Genomic DNA, 18,368 nt, shown 5'->3' on the forward strand with positions numbered 1-18,368 from the left:
GACAGGCGCGTGACGGCATAGATAGTTAGTGCCATGAACACTGCGATGGGTGATTACGTGCATGACTTCTCTCACACAGGAAGACGTTATGTCACCCCCACCCTCGCAAGCCTCCAAAACCGATCAGCAACTGCTGCGCGAACGTGCGCAGCAGTTTGTTCTCGACTATCCCGATCTGCACGATCTGGCCTATATCGCAGCCAGCAAGATCATTCTTCAACACACCCACAGGATGTTCAATCCTGAAAAGGTGTACTGGCATCGTTTCGGTTCCGCCAGCAGCAGCCCGCGTACCTTCACCGGCTGGCAGCATTCCGGAAAGCCTGTGCAGTCGATGACGTTGATCGAGCTGCTCATGAAGCACTTCAGCGCCCACGACCAGGAAGCCAGCGATGAGCTCTCCCTGTACGGTGGTTTTTATACCGATGGCCCGGACCACGGGTTTTTCGACGAGCGCAATGAGGTGCCCATGCTGCCTCAGGATGTGCTCAACGACATGTGGACGCTTGATTTCAGTTCGTTGTACAGCCGCCGAATGGAGCGCTTCTGGAACACCCACAGTGACAACTTTTGCATTCTGGCCAAGGCGCAATATCTGGTTGCCGCCGGCCATTGCCTGCGCAAGGGCCAACTGTCACCCGACGACTTCAAACAGGTCACCCGCGTCGTTATTGCCGATCCATTGCAAACGCCTACGCTGAAAGCGTTGCAGGAGCCGCTGCCGTTGCCGCCCGGTGTGTCGGTACATACGCTGGATATCGACGGCATCAAGGCCCACGACCTGCTGCGTATCGTCATTGCCGGTGGGCGGGAGGTGATTTACTGGCCTGATGCCGAACAGCCTTTTATGGCGTTCGACAGCGAGCGCGCCTTGTACCACTGGCTCAAGGAACAGTTCATGGGCGAGCAGGCAGCCAAGGCGATGACAGGCCATTTCCTGCGTGGTGAGGCGTCCCGGACACAAGATGGCGCCAGGTTTGCGCGCGCGGTGAGCGATTTGCTCGCGCACGATTGGCGTGCTGACGTTCGACTCATCAACCAGTCGCAAGCGCCTATTGCAGGGGATCCCTTTGTTTACCTGCGTGACGTTGCCCGGCAGGCAATGAGCGCCGATGCACGCGAGATCCTGACGTCCAATACCGACCTGCTCAAGCAGATATGGATCGGCTATCTGAGCGCATTCCTGCCGGCGTTTGGCGGGCTTGCGCCGCTGAGCTGGCCGGTTGCTTTGACGCTTGTCGGGGCAAGTCTTGCCAATACCGGGTTGAATATTGATCAGGCGGTCAATGGCAAAACCCCTGCGCAACGCAAGGCTGGTGTGCTGGGCGCGATTCTCAACACGCTTTATCTACTCTTCAATCTTCCTCTGCTGATGTCCATACGTGTCGCTCCCCAGCCTTTACAGGTAACGACAACGGACGTCGCATCGATCTCCAGTGAGGCCCTGGAGGGCGGCAGCGTGCTTGCCGACCCGCTGGATAACATGGAAGGCAACCTGCTGCTCGACACCCTCACGCCCTCAGCCGAAGAGGGCAGGTTGCGCGGCGTCTACACGCTGGGTAACGGCGAAACCTGGATCAAGCTGGCGCACTTGCCTTATCGCGTAATGTTCAATGAGCAACAGCAGTGCTGGATGGTCGTCAATCCTGATAACCCGTTTGCGTTCATCGGCAGCAAGCCGGTTCGTCTGAACGCCGAAGGGAAATGGACGCTGATGGCGTCGCCCGGCTTGCAGGGCGGCTCTCCTATGGATGTGCAGATTCCGTCAGGCAGCGCATCTGCCCCGGTTGGCAAACCTTATGCGACAGTAGGTTCCTCGTTCTGGGACCGGTATTTGCAAACTGACATTTTCAATGAGCAGCACTTTGCAGAAACAGCTCTGGCCCGGCAGAAACAGGTCATGTCAATCTGGGACGCGACCCCGGAGGATGTCCTGGAGTCCGATTCTTCGCCCGATGGCAACGAGGTATACAGGGACCCCTGGCAGGGCAAACATCGGGTTTTCAAGCTTGGTGATGACGACTATTACGCCGCCAACATCACGCTGTATACCCAGGATGATGCGCAATTCAACAGGTTCCTGCGTACCGGTGAGAGCCTGGGCCGAAACCAGGTCAGAGCCATCGAACGCCTGGCCGATGACATCCATGTGGTGGGGTACAACAATGATGTCGAGTTGTACCGTGGCGGCAGTGGTGATCGGGGCACCTCGGGTGCCGTGTTCCGCAGCGGGCAGATCAAGGTCGGCGACGTGCTGGTCAATACCGATGTCACCTCGTTCAGCGAAAACCCCTATGTGGTCAGCGCCTTTGCCAGCAGTCGGGCCGGTGCGCCCGCTAGCGCCATGCTTGGGCCGGTCACGTTCGATGACACCTCGGTGGTCTTCGTTTTGCCCAAAGGGCGTTATCTGCGGGCCACGCCTGTTGCGCCATTCTCGGCCTCGCCCGATGAGGCCGAATCGATCTTCTTGCCCGGATGCTACTTTCAGATCGACAGCATCGAAGAAGTGAGCGGTGAGTTTTATCGCATCATGAAAGTCCAGATGCAGGAGGTCGATCGTCCAATCCAGGGGCGGGCGCTTTACGATATGCGCACGGGCGAGCCATTCAGTCGAGAGCAGTACGCGCTTAAGCTGGGGACAGATGCCAAGGTACTGGTCGACCGGTTTTTTCCGCAGAATCCAATGACAGACCTGTTCAGCCCGCGCTGATCAACAGCCAGCCTGGTTTTGATCAGAACCAGTCATCGCGCATTGCCAGACAGGTGTCATCGCGGTTTTCCAGAATCGTCAGTTCATGATGGCAGCCCGGTACTTCCCACGTCAGGAAATACCGGGCAGCTTGCAGTTTGCCGTGGTAGAAGTCGCTGTCGGCCGAATTGCCCTTGCCCAGGCCTTCCTCGGCGCGGATTGCCTGTTCCAGCCAGCGCCAGCCGATTACCGTGTGACCGAATGCCTTGAGGTACAGCGCCGAGTTGGCCAGTGTGCTGGTGATCCTGCCTTGCGCCAGATCGCCCAGCAGCCCCAGAGTGACAGCCTGCAAGCGAGCAATCAATTGCTCCAGAGGCTGGCGCAGTTCAACGAGTGACTCGTGAGCCTGTGCGCGCTCGCAGGTGTTGGCGATCAGGCGCAGCAGTTGCTTGAGGCCGGTGCCACCGTTCTGCGCCAGCTTGCGCCCGAGCAGGTCCAGTGACTGGATGCCGTGAGTGCCTTCATGAATCGGATTGAGCCGGTTGTCACGGTAGTACTGCTCAACGGGGTACTCGCGGGTGTAACCATGACCGCCGAGCACCTGAATCGCCAGTTCATTGGCCTTCAGGCAGAACTCCGAAGGCCAGGATTTGACGACGGGGGTCAGCAGGTCCAGCAGCTCATGGGCGTGCTTGCGGACGTCTTCGGTTTCTCCGGTCTGGGTGTCGTCGAACAGCCGTGAGGCATACAGACACAGGTCGAACGCGCCCTCTACGTAAGCCTTCTGGGTCAGCAGCATGCGCCGCACGTCAGCGTGCTGAATGATCGGCACGGGCGTGCTCTCGGGGCTTTTGCTGTCGGGCAGGCGACCCTGAGGTCGATCCCGGGCGTAATCCAGCGAATACAGATAACCGGCGTAGCCCAACATGACAGCGCCCAGGCCAACGCCGATACGCGCTTCGTTCATCATCTGGAACATGTAACTCAAACCGTGATGAGGCTTGCCGACCAGATAGCCAACGCACTCGCCGTTATCGCCGAAATTCAGCGCTGTAGAGGTCGTACCTTTCCAGCCCATCTTGTGAAACAGACCTGCCAGCAGCACATCATTGCGTTTGCCGAGGCTGCCGTCGTCGTGGACCAGAAACTTGGGCACGATGAACAGCGAGATACCTTTGACCCCGGCTGGCGCATCTGGCAGTTTCGCCAGCACCAGGTGCACGATATTTTCCGACAGCGAATGATCGCCCCCGGAAATGAATATCTTGTTGCCGCGCAGCCGATACGTACCGTTATCTGCCGGTTCGGCGCGTGTGCGGATGTCTGACAATGATGAACCCGCATGGGGCTCGGTCAGCGCCATGGTGCCAAAAAAGCGCCCCTCGATCATCGGTTGCAGAAAGCGTTGCTTCTGCTCGTCACTGCCAAAACTTTCGATCAGGTTTGCGGCGCCCATGGTCAGAAACGGATAGGACGTGGTCCCGACGTTGGCGGCCTGGAAGTGGGCAAAGCAGGCTTGCGACAGCAGGGTAGGCAACTGCATGCCACCCACGTCGAAATCACGCGATGCGTTGAGAAAGCCCGCCGCAATAAACGCATCCACCGCAGGCTTGACCTCCGGGATCAGAATCGCCTCGCCCTTTTCATAGCGCGGCTCGTTTTCGTCAGCCTTGCGGTTGTGCGGTGCAAAGTACTTTTCTGCAATGACGCGCGCCGTCCCCAGCGCCGCATCAAAGGTTTCCCGCGAATGCTCGGCAAAGCGCTCGCGACGCGTCAGACCTTCGGCGTCCAGCACTTCATACAGCTCGAAAGCCAGATTTCGGGAACTGAGCAGCGACTCGGACATGATGGCGTACCTGTTCTTGGAATGGCTCAAGTCTAGGTCGGGTTGAGGGGCGAGGGTAGCAAGATTGATTCGGGTGATGGTCGAGCGTGGGTGAGGGTGCATCGAGAGCGGACGCAGAGCGTCCAGAGCATGGGAACGGGCGGTGTCTTTCAGACACCTCTCGTTGCGCACGCTCCAGCGTGGGAATGCCCGTTCTTGACGCTCTGCGTCATCTGTTACCGCGCGGCATCAGCCGATCGTCATCAGGCTCGCATTGCCACCCGCCGCCGCAGTGTTGACGCTCAATGCCCGCTCGATCACCAGACGTTCCAGCGGTACGTTGGTTTCGCCGTGGGACAGGCCGTTGACGCCGACGATGGCACCGCTGCGTTGTGCGATCTGCTGGCAGATGGCACGTAGCTGATCGGAGTCGCCATGGTGCAGGACGGCGTCGAAGGTGACGTCGTCCTTGGCCCAGTCAGGTATCAGTTTGATGCGCGCCTGAACGTCCTTTGGCAGGCGAGCACGCAGCGGTTTGCTGATGTCGGTTTCCGGCCACACGGCAGAGCTGCCGACCGCCAGTACGGCTGCCAGTTGAATCAGCAGGTCGTTCTCGTCGTCAGCCAGGCAAAGTACGTGTTCACGCGGCAGGATCGCGTAGCTGTTGCGTTCGCCGGTCGGGCCTGCCAACTGGCGGGTGATGCCGCTTTGCGATTGCTCGGCGTATTGACTGCACAGCGCGTCCAGGTCGCTTTGCTGGTTGCTGGCAGCCCAGGCCTTCAATGCCTGCAACGGCTTGCCGAGGGCTTCACGCAGGCGGGTATCCGGCGCAGACAGCGCGTCGCTGCGGACGAACGATTTCTCGATAGCATCCTGCGGACGCGTCGACAGCAGGCGATACAGGTACAACGGGCCACCCGCTTTGGGGCCGGTGCCGGACAAGCCTTCGCCGCCGAATGGCTGAACACCCACCACGGCGCCGACGATGTTGCGGTTGACGTAGACGTTGCCGGCATTGACGTTGTCGATGACCTTGGCGATGGTCTCGTCGATGCGCGTGTGCACGCCCAGGGTCAGGCCATAACCGGAGGCATTGATCTGATCGATCAGCAGGCCAAGCTCCTTGCGCTTGTAGCGCACCACGTGCAGCACTGGGCCGAATATTTCGCGTTGCAGCTCATCGAAGCTTTCCAGTTCGATCAAGGTCGGCATCACATAAGTGCCACGCTTGAGTTCGGTGCTGTCGGCGATGGCCACCTGATAGACCGTGCGGCCCTTGTCGCGCATGGCCTGGATGTGTTTTTCGATACCGGCCTTGGCCTCTGCGTCGATCACCGGGCCGATGTCTACCGACAGGCGCTCCGGATTGCCGAGGCGGTTCTCGGCCATCGCGCCCTTGAGCATTTCGATGACGCGGTCGGCAGAATCTTCCTGCAGGCACAGCACGCGCAGTGCCGAGCAGCGCTGACCGGCGCTGTCGAACGCCGAAGACACTACGTCGATCACCACCTGTTCGGTCAGCGCCGAAGAGTCGACGATCATCGCGTTCTGGCCACCGGTTTCGGCGATCAGCGGAATGGGGCGACCCTGTGAGTCGAGGCGACCTGCCACGTTGCGCTGCAGCAGGCGGGCGACCTCGGTGGAGCCGGTGAACATGACGCCTTTGACACGCTCGTCGCCGACCAGCCCGGCACCTACGGTTTCGCCGCGACCCGGCAGCAATTGCACTACGCCTTCCGGAATGCCCGCTTCAAGCAGCAGGCGCACGGCCTGTGCGGCGATCAGCGGCGTCTGCTCGGCAGGTTTGGCCAGCACCGGGTTACCCGCAGCCAGTGCAGCAGCCACCTGGCCACTGAAAATCGCCAGCGGGAAGTTCCACGGACTGATGCAGACCACCGGACCCAGCGGACGATGGCCGTCGTTGGTGAAGTCGTTGCGCGCCTGCACGGCGTAGTAACGCAGGAAGTCCACGGCTTCGCGCACTTCGGCGATAGCGTTGGCGAAGGTCTTGCCCGCTTCACGGACCAGCAGGCCCATCAACGGCTGGATTTCAGCCTCCATCAAGTCAGCGGCACGCTCCAGAATCGCAGCGCGCTCGACAGGCGGAGTGGCCTGCCAGATCGGGCCAGCGCTCAAGGCGCACTGGATGGCGTTATCGACATCTGGCAGGGACGCTTCCTGCACATGACCGACCACGTCACGCAGGTCCGATGGGTTCAGCGCAGCACTCAACGTGCCTGCGCTGGCCGGGCAGCCCAGCATCGGGGCGGCTTTCCAGTCGTTGTGCGCGGTAGCCAGCAGGGCCGAAGACAGCGAAGCCAGACGATGTTCGTTGGCCATGTCGATGCCGCTGGAGTTGGCGCGTTCGGTTCCGTACAGATCACGCGGCAGCGGAATGCGCGGATGCGGCAGGCCGAAACCGCCTTCCTGGGTCGCCATGCGTTCGATCTGGCTGACCGGATCGGCGACCAGTTCCTGAATCGAGATCGAGTGGTCGGCAATCCGGTTGACGAACGAGGTGTTGGCGCCGTTTTCGAGCAGGCGACGCACCAGATAGGCCAGCAGCGTTTCATGTGTGCCAACCGGGGCGTACACGCGGCAAGGACGATTCAGTTTGCCGTCGGCGACTTTGCCTACAACCTGCTCATACAACGGCTCGCCCATGCCGTGCAGGCACTGGAATTCATACTGGCCGGGGTAATAATTCTGACCGGCAATCTGGTAGATGGCCGCCAGGGTGTGGGCGTTGTGTGTGGCAAATTGTGGATAGATGACTTCCGGTGCCGCCAGCAACTTGCGGGCGCAGGCGATGTAGGACACGTCGGTGTACACCTTGCGCGTGTACACCGGATAGCCTTCCAGGCCTTCGACCTGGGCGCGCTTGATCTCGCTGTCCCAGTACGCGCCCTTGACCAGACGGATCATCAGACGATGGCGGCTGCGGCGCGCCAGGTCGATCACGTAATCGATCACATAAGGGCAGCGCTTCTGATACGCCTGAATCACGAAGCCGATGCCGTTCCAGCCGGTGAGCTGTGGTTCGAAACACAGGCGCTCGAGCAGATCCAGCGACAGCTCCAGGCGATCGGCTTCTTCGGCGTCGATGTTCAGGCCGATGTCGTACTGCTTGGCGAGCAGCGTCAGCGACAGCAGGCGCGGGTACAGTTCATCCATCACCCGCTCGTACTGGGCGCGGCTGTAGCGCGGGTGCAGCGCCGACAGCTTGATGGAAATCCCCGGACCTTCGTAGATGCCGCGACCGTGCGAGGCTTTGCCGATGGAGTGGATAGCCTGCTCGTAGGACGCCAGGTACTTCTGCGCGTCATGTTCGGTCAGCGCCGCTTCACCCAGCATGTCGTAGGAGTAGCGAAAGCCCTTGGCTTCGAAGCGACTGGCATTGGCCAGGGCTTCACCGATGGTTTCGCCGGTGACGAACTGCTCGCCCATCAGGCGCATGGCCATGTCGACGCCCTTGCGGATCATCGGTTCGCCGCTTTTGCCGATGATGCGGCTCAGCGAGGATGTAAGGCCCGCTTCATTGTGAGTGGCGACCAGCCTGCCTGTCAGCAGCAGGCCCCAGGTGGCGGCGTTGACGAACAGCGACGGGCTGTTGCCCAGGTGCGGCTGCCAGTTGCCGTTGCTGATCTTGTCGCGAATCAAGGCATCGCGGGTGCCCTTGTCCGGAATACGCAGCAGCGCTTCGGCCAGGCACATCAGCGCGACGCCCTCCTGGGACGACAGTGAAAACTCCTGCAGCAGGCCCTGAACGATGCCCGCGCGACCACCGGCGCTTTTCTGGTTACGCAGTTTCTCCGCAATCGACGCGGCCATCTTGTTGGTGGCCTCGGCAACCGGCGCGCTCAGGCGTGCCTGCTCGAGCAGCATAGGCACCACTTCCGGCTCGGGGCGGCGGTAGGCGGAGGTGATGGCTGCACGTAACACGGACTGCGGTTGAATGCTCTCGGCAAAATCCAGAAAGCATTGCAGCCCCGCCTCTTCTGCCAGCTCGCCGCGGTCTTCGTTGTCCTTGCCGGCAGCACCGTCGAGCTCCAGCAGGGTTGCACCACTCTCGAGCTTTTCCAGGTAATTGAAAATCGCCTGCTTGATCAACCAGTGCGGCGTACGGTCGATGGAGTGAGCTGCGGCTTTCAAACGCTCGCGGGTCGGGTCGTCAAGTTTGACGCCCAGAGTGGTGGTGGCCATGTGTTGTCCTCTTTATAGCCACGTGGAAGTGGCATCGGCTTTGGCGCAGATTAGCCTCGGGACAGGGTGGGGTGCAACCGGGTGCAACCCGATTTGCAGAATATTTTGTGAGGTTCCCGGTGAGCGGCTGATAAAAATGGCGCTACGCTCAGTGCTGGTGCGTGATTTTTTGTAGATTGCGTTGAAAACGCCCTAAAATGGCGCGTAAATGCATATGTCACGAGTTTTTTGTAACAGGTGCAACTTGCAGGATGAAATGGGTTGCACCTTGTTTGGATTGTTTAATAGGATTCGTTCCCGCGGTGCAACCGCCAGTCATTGATTGCCAATCCTTGCGGAGCGATCAGTCAACGCGGTGTCGGGTGCAAAAGCAGGGATGTGCCGAATATCGGTCGCTATTCCCTTTGGCATCGGGTGCCAACATAAAAACAATGCCAAGGCAGAACTCATGAGTGTCAGCAACCCTACCTTGATCACGTTCGTGATCTATATAGCGGCAATGGTATTGATCGGCCTGATGGCCTATCGCTCTACCAACAACCTTTCGGATTACATTCTCGGCGGACGCAGCCTCGGCAGCGTGGTCACCGCTCTTTCAGCAGGAGCCTCGGACATGAGCGGCTGGCTGTTGATGGGGTTGCCCGGTGCCATCTATATGTCCGGCCTGTCGGAAAGCTGGATCGCCATCGGCCTGATCATCGGCGCCTACCTGAACTGGCTGTTCGTGGCCGGCCGTCTGCGTGTGCAGACAGAGCACAACGGTGACGCACTGACGCTGCCGGATTACTTCAGCAGCCGTTTCGAAGACAACAGTGGCCTGCTGCGCATCATTTCGGCCATCGTGATTCTGGTGTTCTTCACCATTTATTGCGCCTCTGGCATCGTTGCGGGCGCGCGTCTGTTTGAAAGCACCTTCGGCATGTCCTACGAAACCGCCCTGTGGGCCGGCGCTGCGGCGACCATCGCCTACACCTTCGTCGGTGGTTTTCTGGCGGTGAGCTGGACAGACACCGTGCAGGCCACGCTGATGATCTTCGCCCTTATCCTGACGCCGGTCATCGTTCTGCTGGCAACGGGCGGCGTCGACACCACCTTTCTGGCGATCGAAGCGAAAGACCCGACCAGCTTCGACATGTTCAAGAACACCACATTCATCGGCATCATTTCCCTGCTCGGCTGGGGCCTGGGTTATTTCGGTCAGCCACATATCCTGGCGCGCTTCATGGCGGCCGATTCGGTCAAGTCGATTGCCAGCGCCCGACGCATCTCCATGGCCTGGATGATCCTGTGCCTGGGCGGCACCGTGGCGGTGGGTTTCTTCGGCATCGCTTATTTTTCCGCGCACCCTGAGGTCGCCGGGCCGGTTACCGAGAACCCGGAGCGGGTGTTCATCGAGCTGGCCAAGCTGCTGTTCAATCCGTGGATTGCCGGCGTGCTGTTGTCGGCCATTCTGGCTGCGGTGATGAGTACGCTGAGCTGCCAGTTGCTGGTGTGCTCCAGCGCGTTGACCGAGGACTTCTACAAGGCTTATCTGCGCAAGGGCGCTTCGCAGGTCGAGCTGGTCTGGGTAGGTCGGGCAATGGTGCTGCTGATCGCGATCATTGCCATTCTGCTGGCGGCCAATCCTGAAAACCGCGTGCTGGGCCTGGTGAGTTACGCCTGGGCCGGTTTCGGCGCAGCCTTCGGCCCTGTGGTACTGATTTCGGTACTGTGGAAGGGCATGACTCGCAACGGCGCTCTGGCCGGGGTCATTATGGGTGCGGCCACCGTGGTGCTCTGGAAGCAATTCAGTACCATGGGGCTGTATGAAATCATCCCCGGGTTCATCCTGGCCAGCATCGCCATCGTGGTATTCAGCCTGATCGGCAAGCCTGCTTCTGCGTCCATGCAGACCCGTTTCCTGGCCGCCGAACAGGATTTCAAAGCCAACCGCTGACAGGTCTGACTGAAACACAAACGGCCCGTTCTTCTTCGTGAAGCGCGGGCCGTTGTGTATTCAGGCTGAGAGCTGCGTGCCGCTCAGCTCTGGTTGTGATCGATGTCGAGGTTGTAGAACGTCGCCTTGCCACCCTCCGAGGTGTACCCGGTATTGTCCTGGGTATACACCCCCGCCTTGAAGTACAGAGGCTTGTCGCGCCAGGTCTCACTGATGCGCGTGCTCCAGTCCTGATCCTTGGCGCTGACGGACAGTTTTCCGCCCTTGCTCAGGTGAATGACGTAATTGAATGTCTCATTGAGCTTCACACCCTCTACGATGGTGTAAACCTTGCTTTCATCGTCGTCATAGCGGTTGCGGACTTTTGCAACGATATCGCCGGTCTTGGTGTCTTCCTTGTATTGAAACTCGACTTTCAGGAGCGGCTCTGTGCTCTCGTATGCGTGTATTTGTCCGATGACAATCTTGCCTGAGGAAGGTACTTGGTCGACTTCCAGTTTGGCATTCAGAAAGTTGTCGGCATCCGGGTACACCCAATTATGCAGCGAACCATCGGACCACGTTTCCCGAAGTTCGCTTCGGGAATATTTGGCGTTCTCGGTTTTAGTGCCGGTGACGGGCGACCAGAACACAATGGCGTCGGTTTTGGATTTGAAATATTTACCGTCGTAGCCTTTTACTAACTGAGCGGTTTCGATGGTCTTGGGGGGCGACCCCACCGGGATGCTGAGATTCCACGATCCAAGATCTACCATTTTGTCTCCGTCCGTAAATGTCTTTGTATCGCTCATAGAGAAAGCCTCTGGCACGAGGCTTCAGCCAGCTTTTATACGGCTTGTAGGACAATTTGTTAATAAAAAAATGTCGAACGGATGGCGTCAAAGTGCTGTCACTTCTTCTGCAGGGCAGAGCCTGTAAGGGGTGCAGAGAATGACCGTTAGTCGGCTAGATCGAACTTTGACAGTAGGGAAGAGGCGCCTTGCTTCTGCTTTTGGCGAGACGAGGCTAGAGTTATTCCAAAGTATGACGGTCGTCCTGAGTCTCAGGCGTCATGCCCACACAGAGAAGCAGCATGGAACGCGTGCCAAACCAGCCAGATGATGGCTCTTCAGTTTTACTTGTTGTAGACGATTACCCGGAAAATCTGGTGACGATGTGCGCTGTTCTGCAAAGAACGGACTGGCACATTGTGACTGCAAGTTCCGGAATAGAAGCATTGACCGTACTTCTCGAGCAGGAAGTCGACCTGGTTTTGCTGGATGTGCAGATGCCGGGTATGGACGGCTTCGAGGTCGCGCGACTGATGCGTGGCAGTCAGCGCACCCGCCTTACGCCGATTATTTTTCTCACCGCCAATGAGCAGACCCAGGATGCGGTGCAAAAGGGCTATGCGAATGGTGCGACGGACTATCTGTTCAAACCCTTCGACCCGAATGTGCTCAAGCCCAAGGTGCAGACCCTGCTTGAGCAACAGCGCAATCGTCGTGCGCTGCAACAGCTGTCACTGGAGCTGGAGTCGGCCCGTGCGTTCAACGCATCGGTGCTGGCCAACGTCGCCGAAGGCATTCTGGTCGTTGACGAAGCAGGCACCATCAGCTTTGCCAACCCGGCTATCTGTCAGTTATTGAACACCTCCGTCGATCACCTGCGCGGCACCCAGGTGCTGGACTACATCATCGAACCGAAGGTAGGCCACTGGCTGGATTCGGGCTTTTACCAGCACTATCGCAAGTCCGACACCTATCGGGTGCACGACGCCATTCTGCGTACGGCGCAAGGCACGCAACTGCCAGTGGCGTTGTCCTGCGCGGCGCTGCCCGCCGAACAGAAGGCAATGGTGCTGACGGTTCTCGATATGTCGGTGGTTCGTGATCTTTATCAGCAGCTGGAAAAACAGGCCGTCACCGATGCGTTGACAGGCCTGCTCAATCGCCGGGGACTTTATCAGGCCGTTGAAAGCATGCTGTTGCGCAACGAGCGGGCGGATAAATACCTGGTCGTGCTGTTCATGGATCTGGATGGTTTCAAGCAGATCAACGACACGCTGGGCCACGAGGCCGGTGATCAGGTATTGCTCTGGGTCGCCGAGCAGTTCAAGGACAGCATGCGCCCCTATGATGTGCTGGCACGCATCGGCGGCGACGAGTTCACCGTCGTAATCGACGGGCTTGATTACCCCGAACAGGCGGCCAAGATCGCCGAAAAGCTCATCGAGCGGGTATCCGGAAGACGCCAGGTCGACGGTGTCGAGATCACCCTGGGTGCCAGCGTCGGCATTGCGACCTTTCCGGATTGCGGCTCGAATCTGGACGGTCTGCTGCGCGCGGCAGATATCGCCATGTACGAGGCCAAGCGTGCAGGGCGGCAACAATACCGGTTTTACGATCAGAACATGAACGGGCGCGCCCGCTCGCGACTGATGCTTGAGGAAAGCGTGCGTACGGCCATCGACGGTCGGGATTTTTCAGTGGTGTACCAGCCCCAGATTCACGTGGCGGATGGTCGCTTGCGTGGTTTCGAGGCCTTGCTGCGTTGGCAGCATCCAGCGGTCGGAGAGGTCCCGCCTGCGCTGTTCATTCCGTTGCTGGAAGAGACCAGACTGATCAATCGGCTCGGCAGCTGGATCTTTGATCAGGGCGCCGAGCAGCGTCAGGCATGGAGCCACATCTTCGCGCCCGACATGGTGTTGAGTGTCTGTGTCAGCCCCACACAATTCTGCCTGCCCAATCTGGCCTCGGAATTGAAACGCGCCATGGATCGCTTCGAGCTGAAACCGGGGCAGATAGAGGTGGAAATCACTGAAACCGCCCTGGTCAACAACCTGACGCACAGCCACAAACAGCTGAAGTTGTTGCATGAGGTCGGTGTGCGCATTGCGCTCGACGACTTTGGTACCGGCGAATGCTCGCTGTCGCACCTGCGCAATCTGCAACTCGACACCTTGAAGCTGGACAGGCGTTTTGTGGCCAATATTGCAGGGTCAAAGCGCGAGGCGGCGATGGCCAGCAGTATCATCGACCTGAGCCGCAACCTCGATATGCTGGTTATTGCCGAAGGGGTCGAGACTGCCGAGCAATACCAGTGGCTGGCAGACAACGGCTGTCAGGTCATGCAGGGCTTTTTGATCGCTCATCCGATGTTGCCTGAAGATGCGTTGCGCTTTCCCGGGCACTTTGATGTGGCGGGCTTCAGGCAAACCAGATTGTTGTAGAATGGCGTTTTTCGATCTCATGCAAAGGCCCCATGACTGCATCCAGCCCTGCTCCGCTCAAATACCTGCAGGCCTATCCGCAGGCCCTGCAGGATCAGGTGCAGCAGCTGATTGCCGAGGATCGTCTGGCGGATTACCTTGAGCAGCGCTACCCCGCGCGGCATCAGGTCCAGAGCGACAAGGCCCTTTACGCCTATGCGCTGGCGCTCAAGCAGGATCACCTGCGCAACGCGCCAGCCATCAAGAAGGTTCTTTTCGACAATCGTCTCGACCTGACCCACCGCGCGCTGGGCCTGCACACCAAGATATCCAGAGTGCAGGGCGGCAAACTCAAGGCCAGTAACGAGATCCGTGTGGCCGCGCTGTTCAAGGAAGCGCCGCCAGAGTTTCTGAAAATGATCGTCGTGCACGAGCTGGCTCACTTTCGTGAGTCGGATCACAACAAGGCCTTCTACCAGTTGTGCGAGCACATGTTGCCCGGTTATCACCAATTGGAGTTCGATTTGCGCGTGTACCTGACGTACCGCGATCTGCAGGCCGCGCGAGCGCCATGCTGAGCCAGGCACTGAAAAAGGATTCGACGATGCAGGTCAGCAAGACCAAAAGCAGTTTCTATCGCCGCCTGTACGTGGCGTATCTGATAGATTCACAGATCGCCAGCAGTGTTCCGGAGCTGATAGCGGCAACCGGCATGCCGCGTCGGACCGCGCAGGACACTATCAGTGCGCTTGCCGATCTGGACATTGTGTGTGATTTCGAGCAGCTCGAAGGCGGCCGCAATCACGCCGGCAGCTACCGGATCCGTGACTGGGGCGCCGTTGACAAGGGTTGGATTGCCGAGAATCTGCCGCGCATCAAGGCCGTGCTGGAGTATCCCTGAGCGGCTTTCAGTCCAGATCGCGACGCATGCCGATATGCGGAATGTCGTCTTCCAGGTAGACCTCGCCCACCGGATTGAAGCCGTAGCGGCTGTAATAGCCTTGCAGATGGGCCTGGGCCGATAGGTAGATGGGCTGGTCGGGCCATTTGCGTTCGGCGTTTTCCAGGGCCTGCTCCATCAGTTCATGGCCGATGCCCCTGCTGCGGATCGAAGGCGCAGTCACCACCCGGCCGATGGTCACGTCGCCGCCTTGCTGGATCGGGTCGAGCAAACGCAGGTAGGCGACCAGCTTGTCTTCCTGCCAGGCCATCAGGTGGCAGGTGTCGCCCATCAGGTCCTGTCCGTCGACGTCCAGGTACACGCATTGCTGCTCGACCACAAACACCTCGGCACGCAGTTGCAGCACGGCATAGAGTTGCTCGATGCTCAGCTCGGTGTGATGTTTGCAGATCCATTTGATAGACATGTCGCAGACTCGCAGGGAAACCAGAAGCGAAGTCTAAACGTATCCGCCGACATTCCCAATAAACGCCGTCAACGATATGAATGCTGCGCCGGTTGAGCATGTTGCCTGCCCGGCTTGTCTACTGCCTGCTTGAGGTCTTCAATTAGAATGCAGGCGCCCTCACGGGCGAGCGTTTTCCTGCCGATAGGATTAAATCGGGCATGCCGCCCCTTTCAGGAACCTGAGCATGTCGCAGTTGCTTCGAGCGGTGGGGGTGCTGGTCTTTCTGCTGATGGCGCACGTCAACGCAGCTGAAAAGTTGCGTCTTGTCGCCGATCCCTGGCCACCTTTTACCGACGCGCTGCTGCTCAACGGCGGGCTGGCAACCGATATCGTCAATACGGCGCTGCGCCGTGCCGGGTACACCACGCTGTATGAGCAAGTGCCCTGGGCACGGGCGATGCTGGGCTTGAGCCAAGGGCGTCATGATGTGCTGATCAATGCGTGGTTCAGCGATGAACGTACGAAAATTGGCCAGTTTTCTGCGCAATACCTGCTCAACCGGATACGTTTCATCAAGCGCAAGGAGTCGCCCATTGGCACCCTGACCCATGAGCAGCTCCACCAATACGTGATCGCGGTGGTCAGGGGTTATGCTTATGCCCCTGCGTTTGACAGCGACAGCCAGTTGCAGAGGGTCCCTGTGCAGAACTTCTCCACCGCCATACGCATGCTCGCCGCCGAGCGTGTCGACCTGACCCTGGAAGATGAGTACGTAGCCCGTTACAACCTGGCGATGGAACCGGATGAGGTGCGTGACCGGGTCGAGTTTCTACCGGGCTCGTTGAGCGAGAACAGCCTGCATATTCTGGTCAGCCTGAAAAATCCCCACCACGACAAGATCGTCGCCGACTTTGATCGCGAAATTGCCGCCATGAAAGCCGACGGCACCTACGATGAGCTGCTCAGACTGCATGGGTTGCAGCAACCTCCGGAGCTTTGATCAAGTGCGCGGCGAGGGTGCGCAGCGGAGCCAGCTGGCGGCAGATCAGCGCCAGCTGGGCTTGCACCAGTCGCTGACTTTCGTCCATGTCTTCGGGCAGTTGCTCCAGTTGCGCGGCCAGCCCTTCCTCGGCATCGCTCTGCACCGCAACCGGCTTCTTCTCGGCCAGCCCTGCAGCGATTTCGTCGATGCTGGCGGCCAGTGTGGCACCGACGTTATCGATCAGGTGTTCGCGGACATCACTCGGTAACTGCGTATCACGGTGCGCGCCGAGGCCGGAAAGGTAGCTCAGCAGCGTGTGTGACAGCACCAGAAAGCGGAAGCCGACGTCGGCCTCCTTGCGAAAGTGGCCGGGCTCCATGAGCATGTTCGCCAGCGTGGTCGACAGCGCGGCGTCGGCGTTGTGGGCGTTGCGCCGCGCCAGTCGATAGGCCAGGTCGTCACTCTTGCCCTTGGCGTACTGTTGCATGATCTGCCGCAGGTAGATGCTGTTGCAGGTCAGGGTATTGGCCAGCACCTTGTTCAGGCGTCGTCCCTGCCAGTCCGGCAGAAACAGGAACACGGCGAGACCGGCGATAAGGCTGCCCAGCAATGTATCGAACAGCCGCGGCAGGAACAGGCCATAACCATCACCGACCTGATTGAAGCAGAACAGCACCATCACCGTGATGGCGGCGGTCGACAGGGTGTAGCGCGTGGTCCGATTGACGAAGAACACCACCCCGGCCAGCACGGCGCACATCGATTGCAGGATCGGGCTGGTAACCAGATCGAACAGCACCCAGCCGACCGTCAGGCCGATCGCGGTGCCGATGATCCGCTGGCCGAGCTTGAGCCGGGTGGCGCCGTAGCTGGGCTGGCAGACGAACACCGTGGTCAGGATGATCCAGTAGCCCTGTGACGGGTGGATCAGGTGCACCATCGCGTAACCGATGGTCAATGCCAGCGGCAGGCGCAGGGCGTGACGAAACAGCAGCGAGGTCGGGGTCATCTGCAGGCGCAGGCGCGTCCAGACATCCTTGAGGTTGCGCGGCGAGCGGTCCAGCAGGCTGCTGTCGGTGGCATCGGCCACGGCGTCCGGGTTGCTGGCGTCGCTGATCAGGCGATCCAGGGTGCCAAGGTTGGCGGCCAGCGCGCGCAGCGAACGCAGCAGGCCGCGCCACGCAGGGTTGCTCTGGATGCGCAGATGTTCAAGGGACGCGTGCAGGTCTTCCATGGCTTCGGCGAAGCTTGGGTCATACACGAATGGTTGACGTAACTGGATGGATTCCGACAGCGCCTGGCAGGCGACGCCCTGTTGACGCAGCAGGCGCTGGCAGCGGAACAGCACGTCGCTGTGGAAAAACGCATCGGCCAGTGAGTTGTAGGGGTAATGCGACGAGCTGGCGCGCTCGTGGATGTCCTGGGCGATGAAGTACAACTTCAGGTAGCGGCTGACTTTGGAGCCGGGGCGGCCGCTGCCGACGCGGTGCAGGATGATTTCCTTGGTGGAGTTCAGCGCGGCGACGACTTTGCCGTTCTGCTGCGCCAGCTCCAGGCGACGGGCCTCCACGTTGAGCGTGCGAATCGGTTCGAACAGGGTCGACTTGAGCTTCAGGTACTGGCCCAGCTCACGAAACAGTCGCGCCAGCGCCTGTTGCACCGGCTGGTTGGAAAACAGCATCTGCCACAGCACCGACAGCAGGCCGTACCAGGCTGCGCCCGCCACCAGCAGCATCGGTTCATGCCAGAAGTCCAGTACTTCACCGCCACGCTGATCGACGCCGATCATGGTGTAGACCGAAAGGATCAACGTGCCGTAGGCAATCGCGCCATAGCGCTCACCCAGCGCGCCGAGCATGGTCAGGCAGAAGCTGGCCAGCGCCAGTGAACAGACAAACAGGATGGGGTAGGGGAAGAGCAATTCGACGGCAAGGGCGGCGATGCTGAAACACACCAGCGTCACCGCCAGTGCGTTGAGTCGGCCTTGCCAGCTGTCGTCGGTCTCGGCCAGGGCGCAGGCGATAATCCCCAGAAACAGCGGGATCAGTAACGCCATTTCATTTTGATACCAGCACAGTGCCATGCTGCCGGTCAGTGCGATAAAGACTCGAACGCTATAGCTGAATTTATCCAGCGCCCACAATCGACGGAATGTATGACGGAGAGATTTCGATGCCATGGGTTAGCTTGACGG

The 18,368-nt window shown here is 59.5% G+C and carries 11 protein-coding genes; 6 read left to right on the top strand and 5 right to left on the bottom strand.

Going from position 1 to position 18,368, the window contains the following annotated elements; genetic code table 11:
- Window positions 1-61: 61 nt before the first annotated feature.
- Entirely contained in the window at window positions 62-2,710 is a 2,649-nt protein-coding gene (locus QRN50_RS18010; RefSeq protein WP_096126596.1) for a dermonecrotic toxin domain-containing protein, read from the top strand.
- Between the two features lie 22 nt (window positions 2,711-2,732).
- Here the strand turns inward: QRN50_RS18010 and QRN50_RS18015 are convergent, their stop codons facing one another.
- Window positions 2,733-4,535, bottom strand: a complete 1,803-nt coding sequence (locus tag QRN50_RS18015) for an acyl-CoA dehydrogenase (RefSeq protein WP_032655155.1) — start codon at window positions 4,533-4,535, stop codon at window positions 2,733-2,735.
- 228 nt (window positions 4,536-4,763) lie between these two features.
- Window positions 4,764-8,717: a trifunctional transcriptional regulator/proline dehydrogenase/L-glutamate gamma-semialdehyde dehydrogenase gene (gene putA / locus QRN50_RS18020; protein WP_096126597.1), complete on the bottom strand. Its 3,954-nt coding sequence runs from the start codon at window positions 8,715-8,717 to the stop codon at window positions 4,764-4,766.
- 448 nt (window positions 8,718-9,165) lie between these two features.
- Here putA and putP point away from each other — a divergent pair, with 448 nt between their 5' ends.
- The gene (putP, locus tag QRN50_RS18025; RefSeq protein WP_024641089.1) at window positions 9,166-10,653 is read left to right on the top strand and encodes a sodium/proline symporter PutP; all 1,488 of its coding nucleotides are present in this window, start codon (window positions 9,166-9,168) and stop codon (window positions 10,651-10,653) included.
- Between the two features lie 83 nt (window positions 10,654-10,736).
- Here putP and QRN50_RS18030 read toward each other — a convergent pair whose 3' ends face one another.
- Complete coding sequence (locus QRN50_RS18030) at window positions 10,737-11,408, bottom strand: polysaccharide lyase family 7 protein (RefSeq protein ID WP_003404605.1); 672 nt, start codon at window positions 11,406-11,408, stop codon at window positions 10,737-10,739.
- A 317-nt stretch (window positions 11,409-11,725) separates the two neighbouring features.
- Between QRN50_RS18030 and QRN50_RS18035 the strand changes: the two genes are divergently transcribed.
- The 3 genes from QRN50_RS18035 to QRN50_RS18045 are packed head-to-tail and all read left to right on the top strand — an operon-like array spanning window position 11,726 to window position 14,744.
- On the top strand, window positions 11,726-13,864 hold the full coding sequence (locus QRN50_RS18035) for a two-component system response regulator (RefSeq protein WP_024640337.1): 2,139 nt from the start codon (window positions 11,726-11,728) through the stop codon (window positions 13,862-13,864).
- Between the two features lie 32 nt (window positions 13,865-13,896).
- A complete protein-coding gene (locus QRN50_RS18040; protein ID WP_003404609.1) occupies window positions 13,897-14,421 on the top strand; it encodes a M48 metallopeptidase family protein in 525 nt (174 codons plus the stop codon).
- Between the two features lie 26 nt (window positions 14,422-14,447).
- Window positions 14,448-14,744 carry a winged helix-turn-helix domain-containing protein gene (locus QRN50_RS18045; RefSeq protein WP_003404612.1) on the top strand — a complete coding sequence of 99 codons (297 nt, stop codon included), beginning with the start codon at window positions 14,448-14,450 and terminating at the stop codon, window positions 14,742-14,744.
- Between the two features lie 7 nt (window positions 14,745-14,751).
- Here QRN50_RS18045 and QRN50_RS18050 read toward each other — a convergent pair whose 3' ends face one another.
- Window positions 14,752-15,210, bottom strand: coding sequence for a GNAT family N-acetyltransferase (locus tag QRN50_RS18050; protein ID WP_003404616.1), 459 nt, complete (start codon window positions 15,208-15,210; stop codon window positions 14,752-14,754).
- A 226-nt stretch (window positions 15,211-15,436) separates the two neighbouring features.
- Here QRN50_RS18050 and QRN50_RS18055 point away from each other — a divergent pair, with 226 nt between their 5' ends.
- Complete coding sequence (locus tag QRN50_RS18055; protein WP_096126598.1) at window positions 15,437-16,192, top strand: substrate-binding periplasmic protein; 756 nt, start codon at window positions 15,437-15,439, stop codon at window positions 16,190-16,192.
- Here the strand turns inward: QRN50_RS18055 and yccS are convergent.
- Window positions 16,155-18,353 carry a YccS family putative transporter gene (yccS, locus tag QRN50_RS18060; RefSeq protein WP_011266454.1) on the bottom strand — a complete coding sequence of 733 codons (2,199 nt, stop codon included), beginning with the start codon at window positions 18,351-18,353 and terminating at the stop codon, window positions 16,155-16,157. The two genes, QRN50_RS18055 and yccS, sit on opposite strands and share 38 nt — an antisense overlap.
- Between the last annotated feature and the right edge of the window lie 15 nt (window positions 18,354-18,368).

It is taken from the genome of Pseudomonas sp. MEJ108, from assembly GCF_030208985.1.
GTDB lineage: Bacteria > Pseudomonadota > Gammaproteobacteria > Pseudomonadales > Pseudomonadaceae > Aquipseudomonas > Aquipseudomonas fragariae.

Bases quoted from the DNA above. Each gene is read 5' to 3' on its own strand.
- QRN50_RS18050 (WP_003404616.1), bottom strand. From the start codon at position 15,210: ATGTCTATCAAATGGATCTGCAAACATCACACCGAGCTGAGCATCGAG.
- QRN50_RS18035 (WP_024640337.1), top strand. From the start codon at position 11,726: ATGGAACGCGTGCCAAACCAGCCAGATGATGGCTCTTCAGTTTTACTT.
- QRN50_RS18030 (WP_003404605.1), bottom strand. From the start codon at position 11,408: ATGGTAGATCTTGGATCGTGGAATCTCAGCATCCCGGTGGGGTCGCCC.
- yccS (WP_011266454.1), bottom strand. From the start codon at position 18,353: ATGGCATCGAAATCTCTCCGTCATACATTCCGTCGATTGTGGGCGCTG.
- QRN50_RS18010 (WP_096126596.1), top strand. From the start codon at position 62: ATGACTTCTCTCACACAGGAAGACGTTATGTCACCCCCACCCTCGCAA.
- QRN50_RS18015 (WP_032655155.1), bottom strand. From the start codon at position 4,535: ATGTCCGAGTCGCTGCTCAGTTCCCGAAATCTGGCTTTCGAGCTGTAT.
- putA (WP_096126597.1), bottom strand. From the start codon at position 8,717: ATGGCCACCACCACTCTGGGCGTCAAACTTGACGACCCGACCCGCGAG.
- QRN50_RS18055 (WP_096126598.1), top strand. From the start codon at position 15,437: ATGTCGCAGTTGCTTCGAGCGGTGGGGGTGCTGGTCTTTCTGCTGATG.
- QRN50_RS18045 (WP_003404612.1), top strand. From the start codon at position 14,448: ATGCAGGTCAGCAAGACCAAAAGCAGTTTCTATCGCCGCCTGTACGTG.
- putP (WP_024641089.1), top strand. From the start codon at position 9,166: ATGAGTGTCAGCAACCCTACCTTGATCACGTTCGTGATCTATATAGCG.
- QRN50_RS18040 (WP_003404609.1), top strand. From the start codon at position 13,897: ATGACTGCATCCAGCCCTGCTCCGCTCAAATACCTGCAGGCCTATCCG.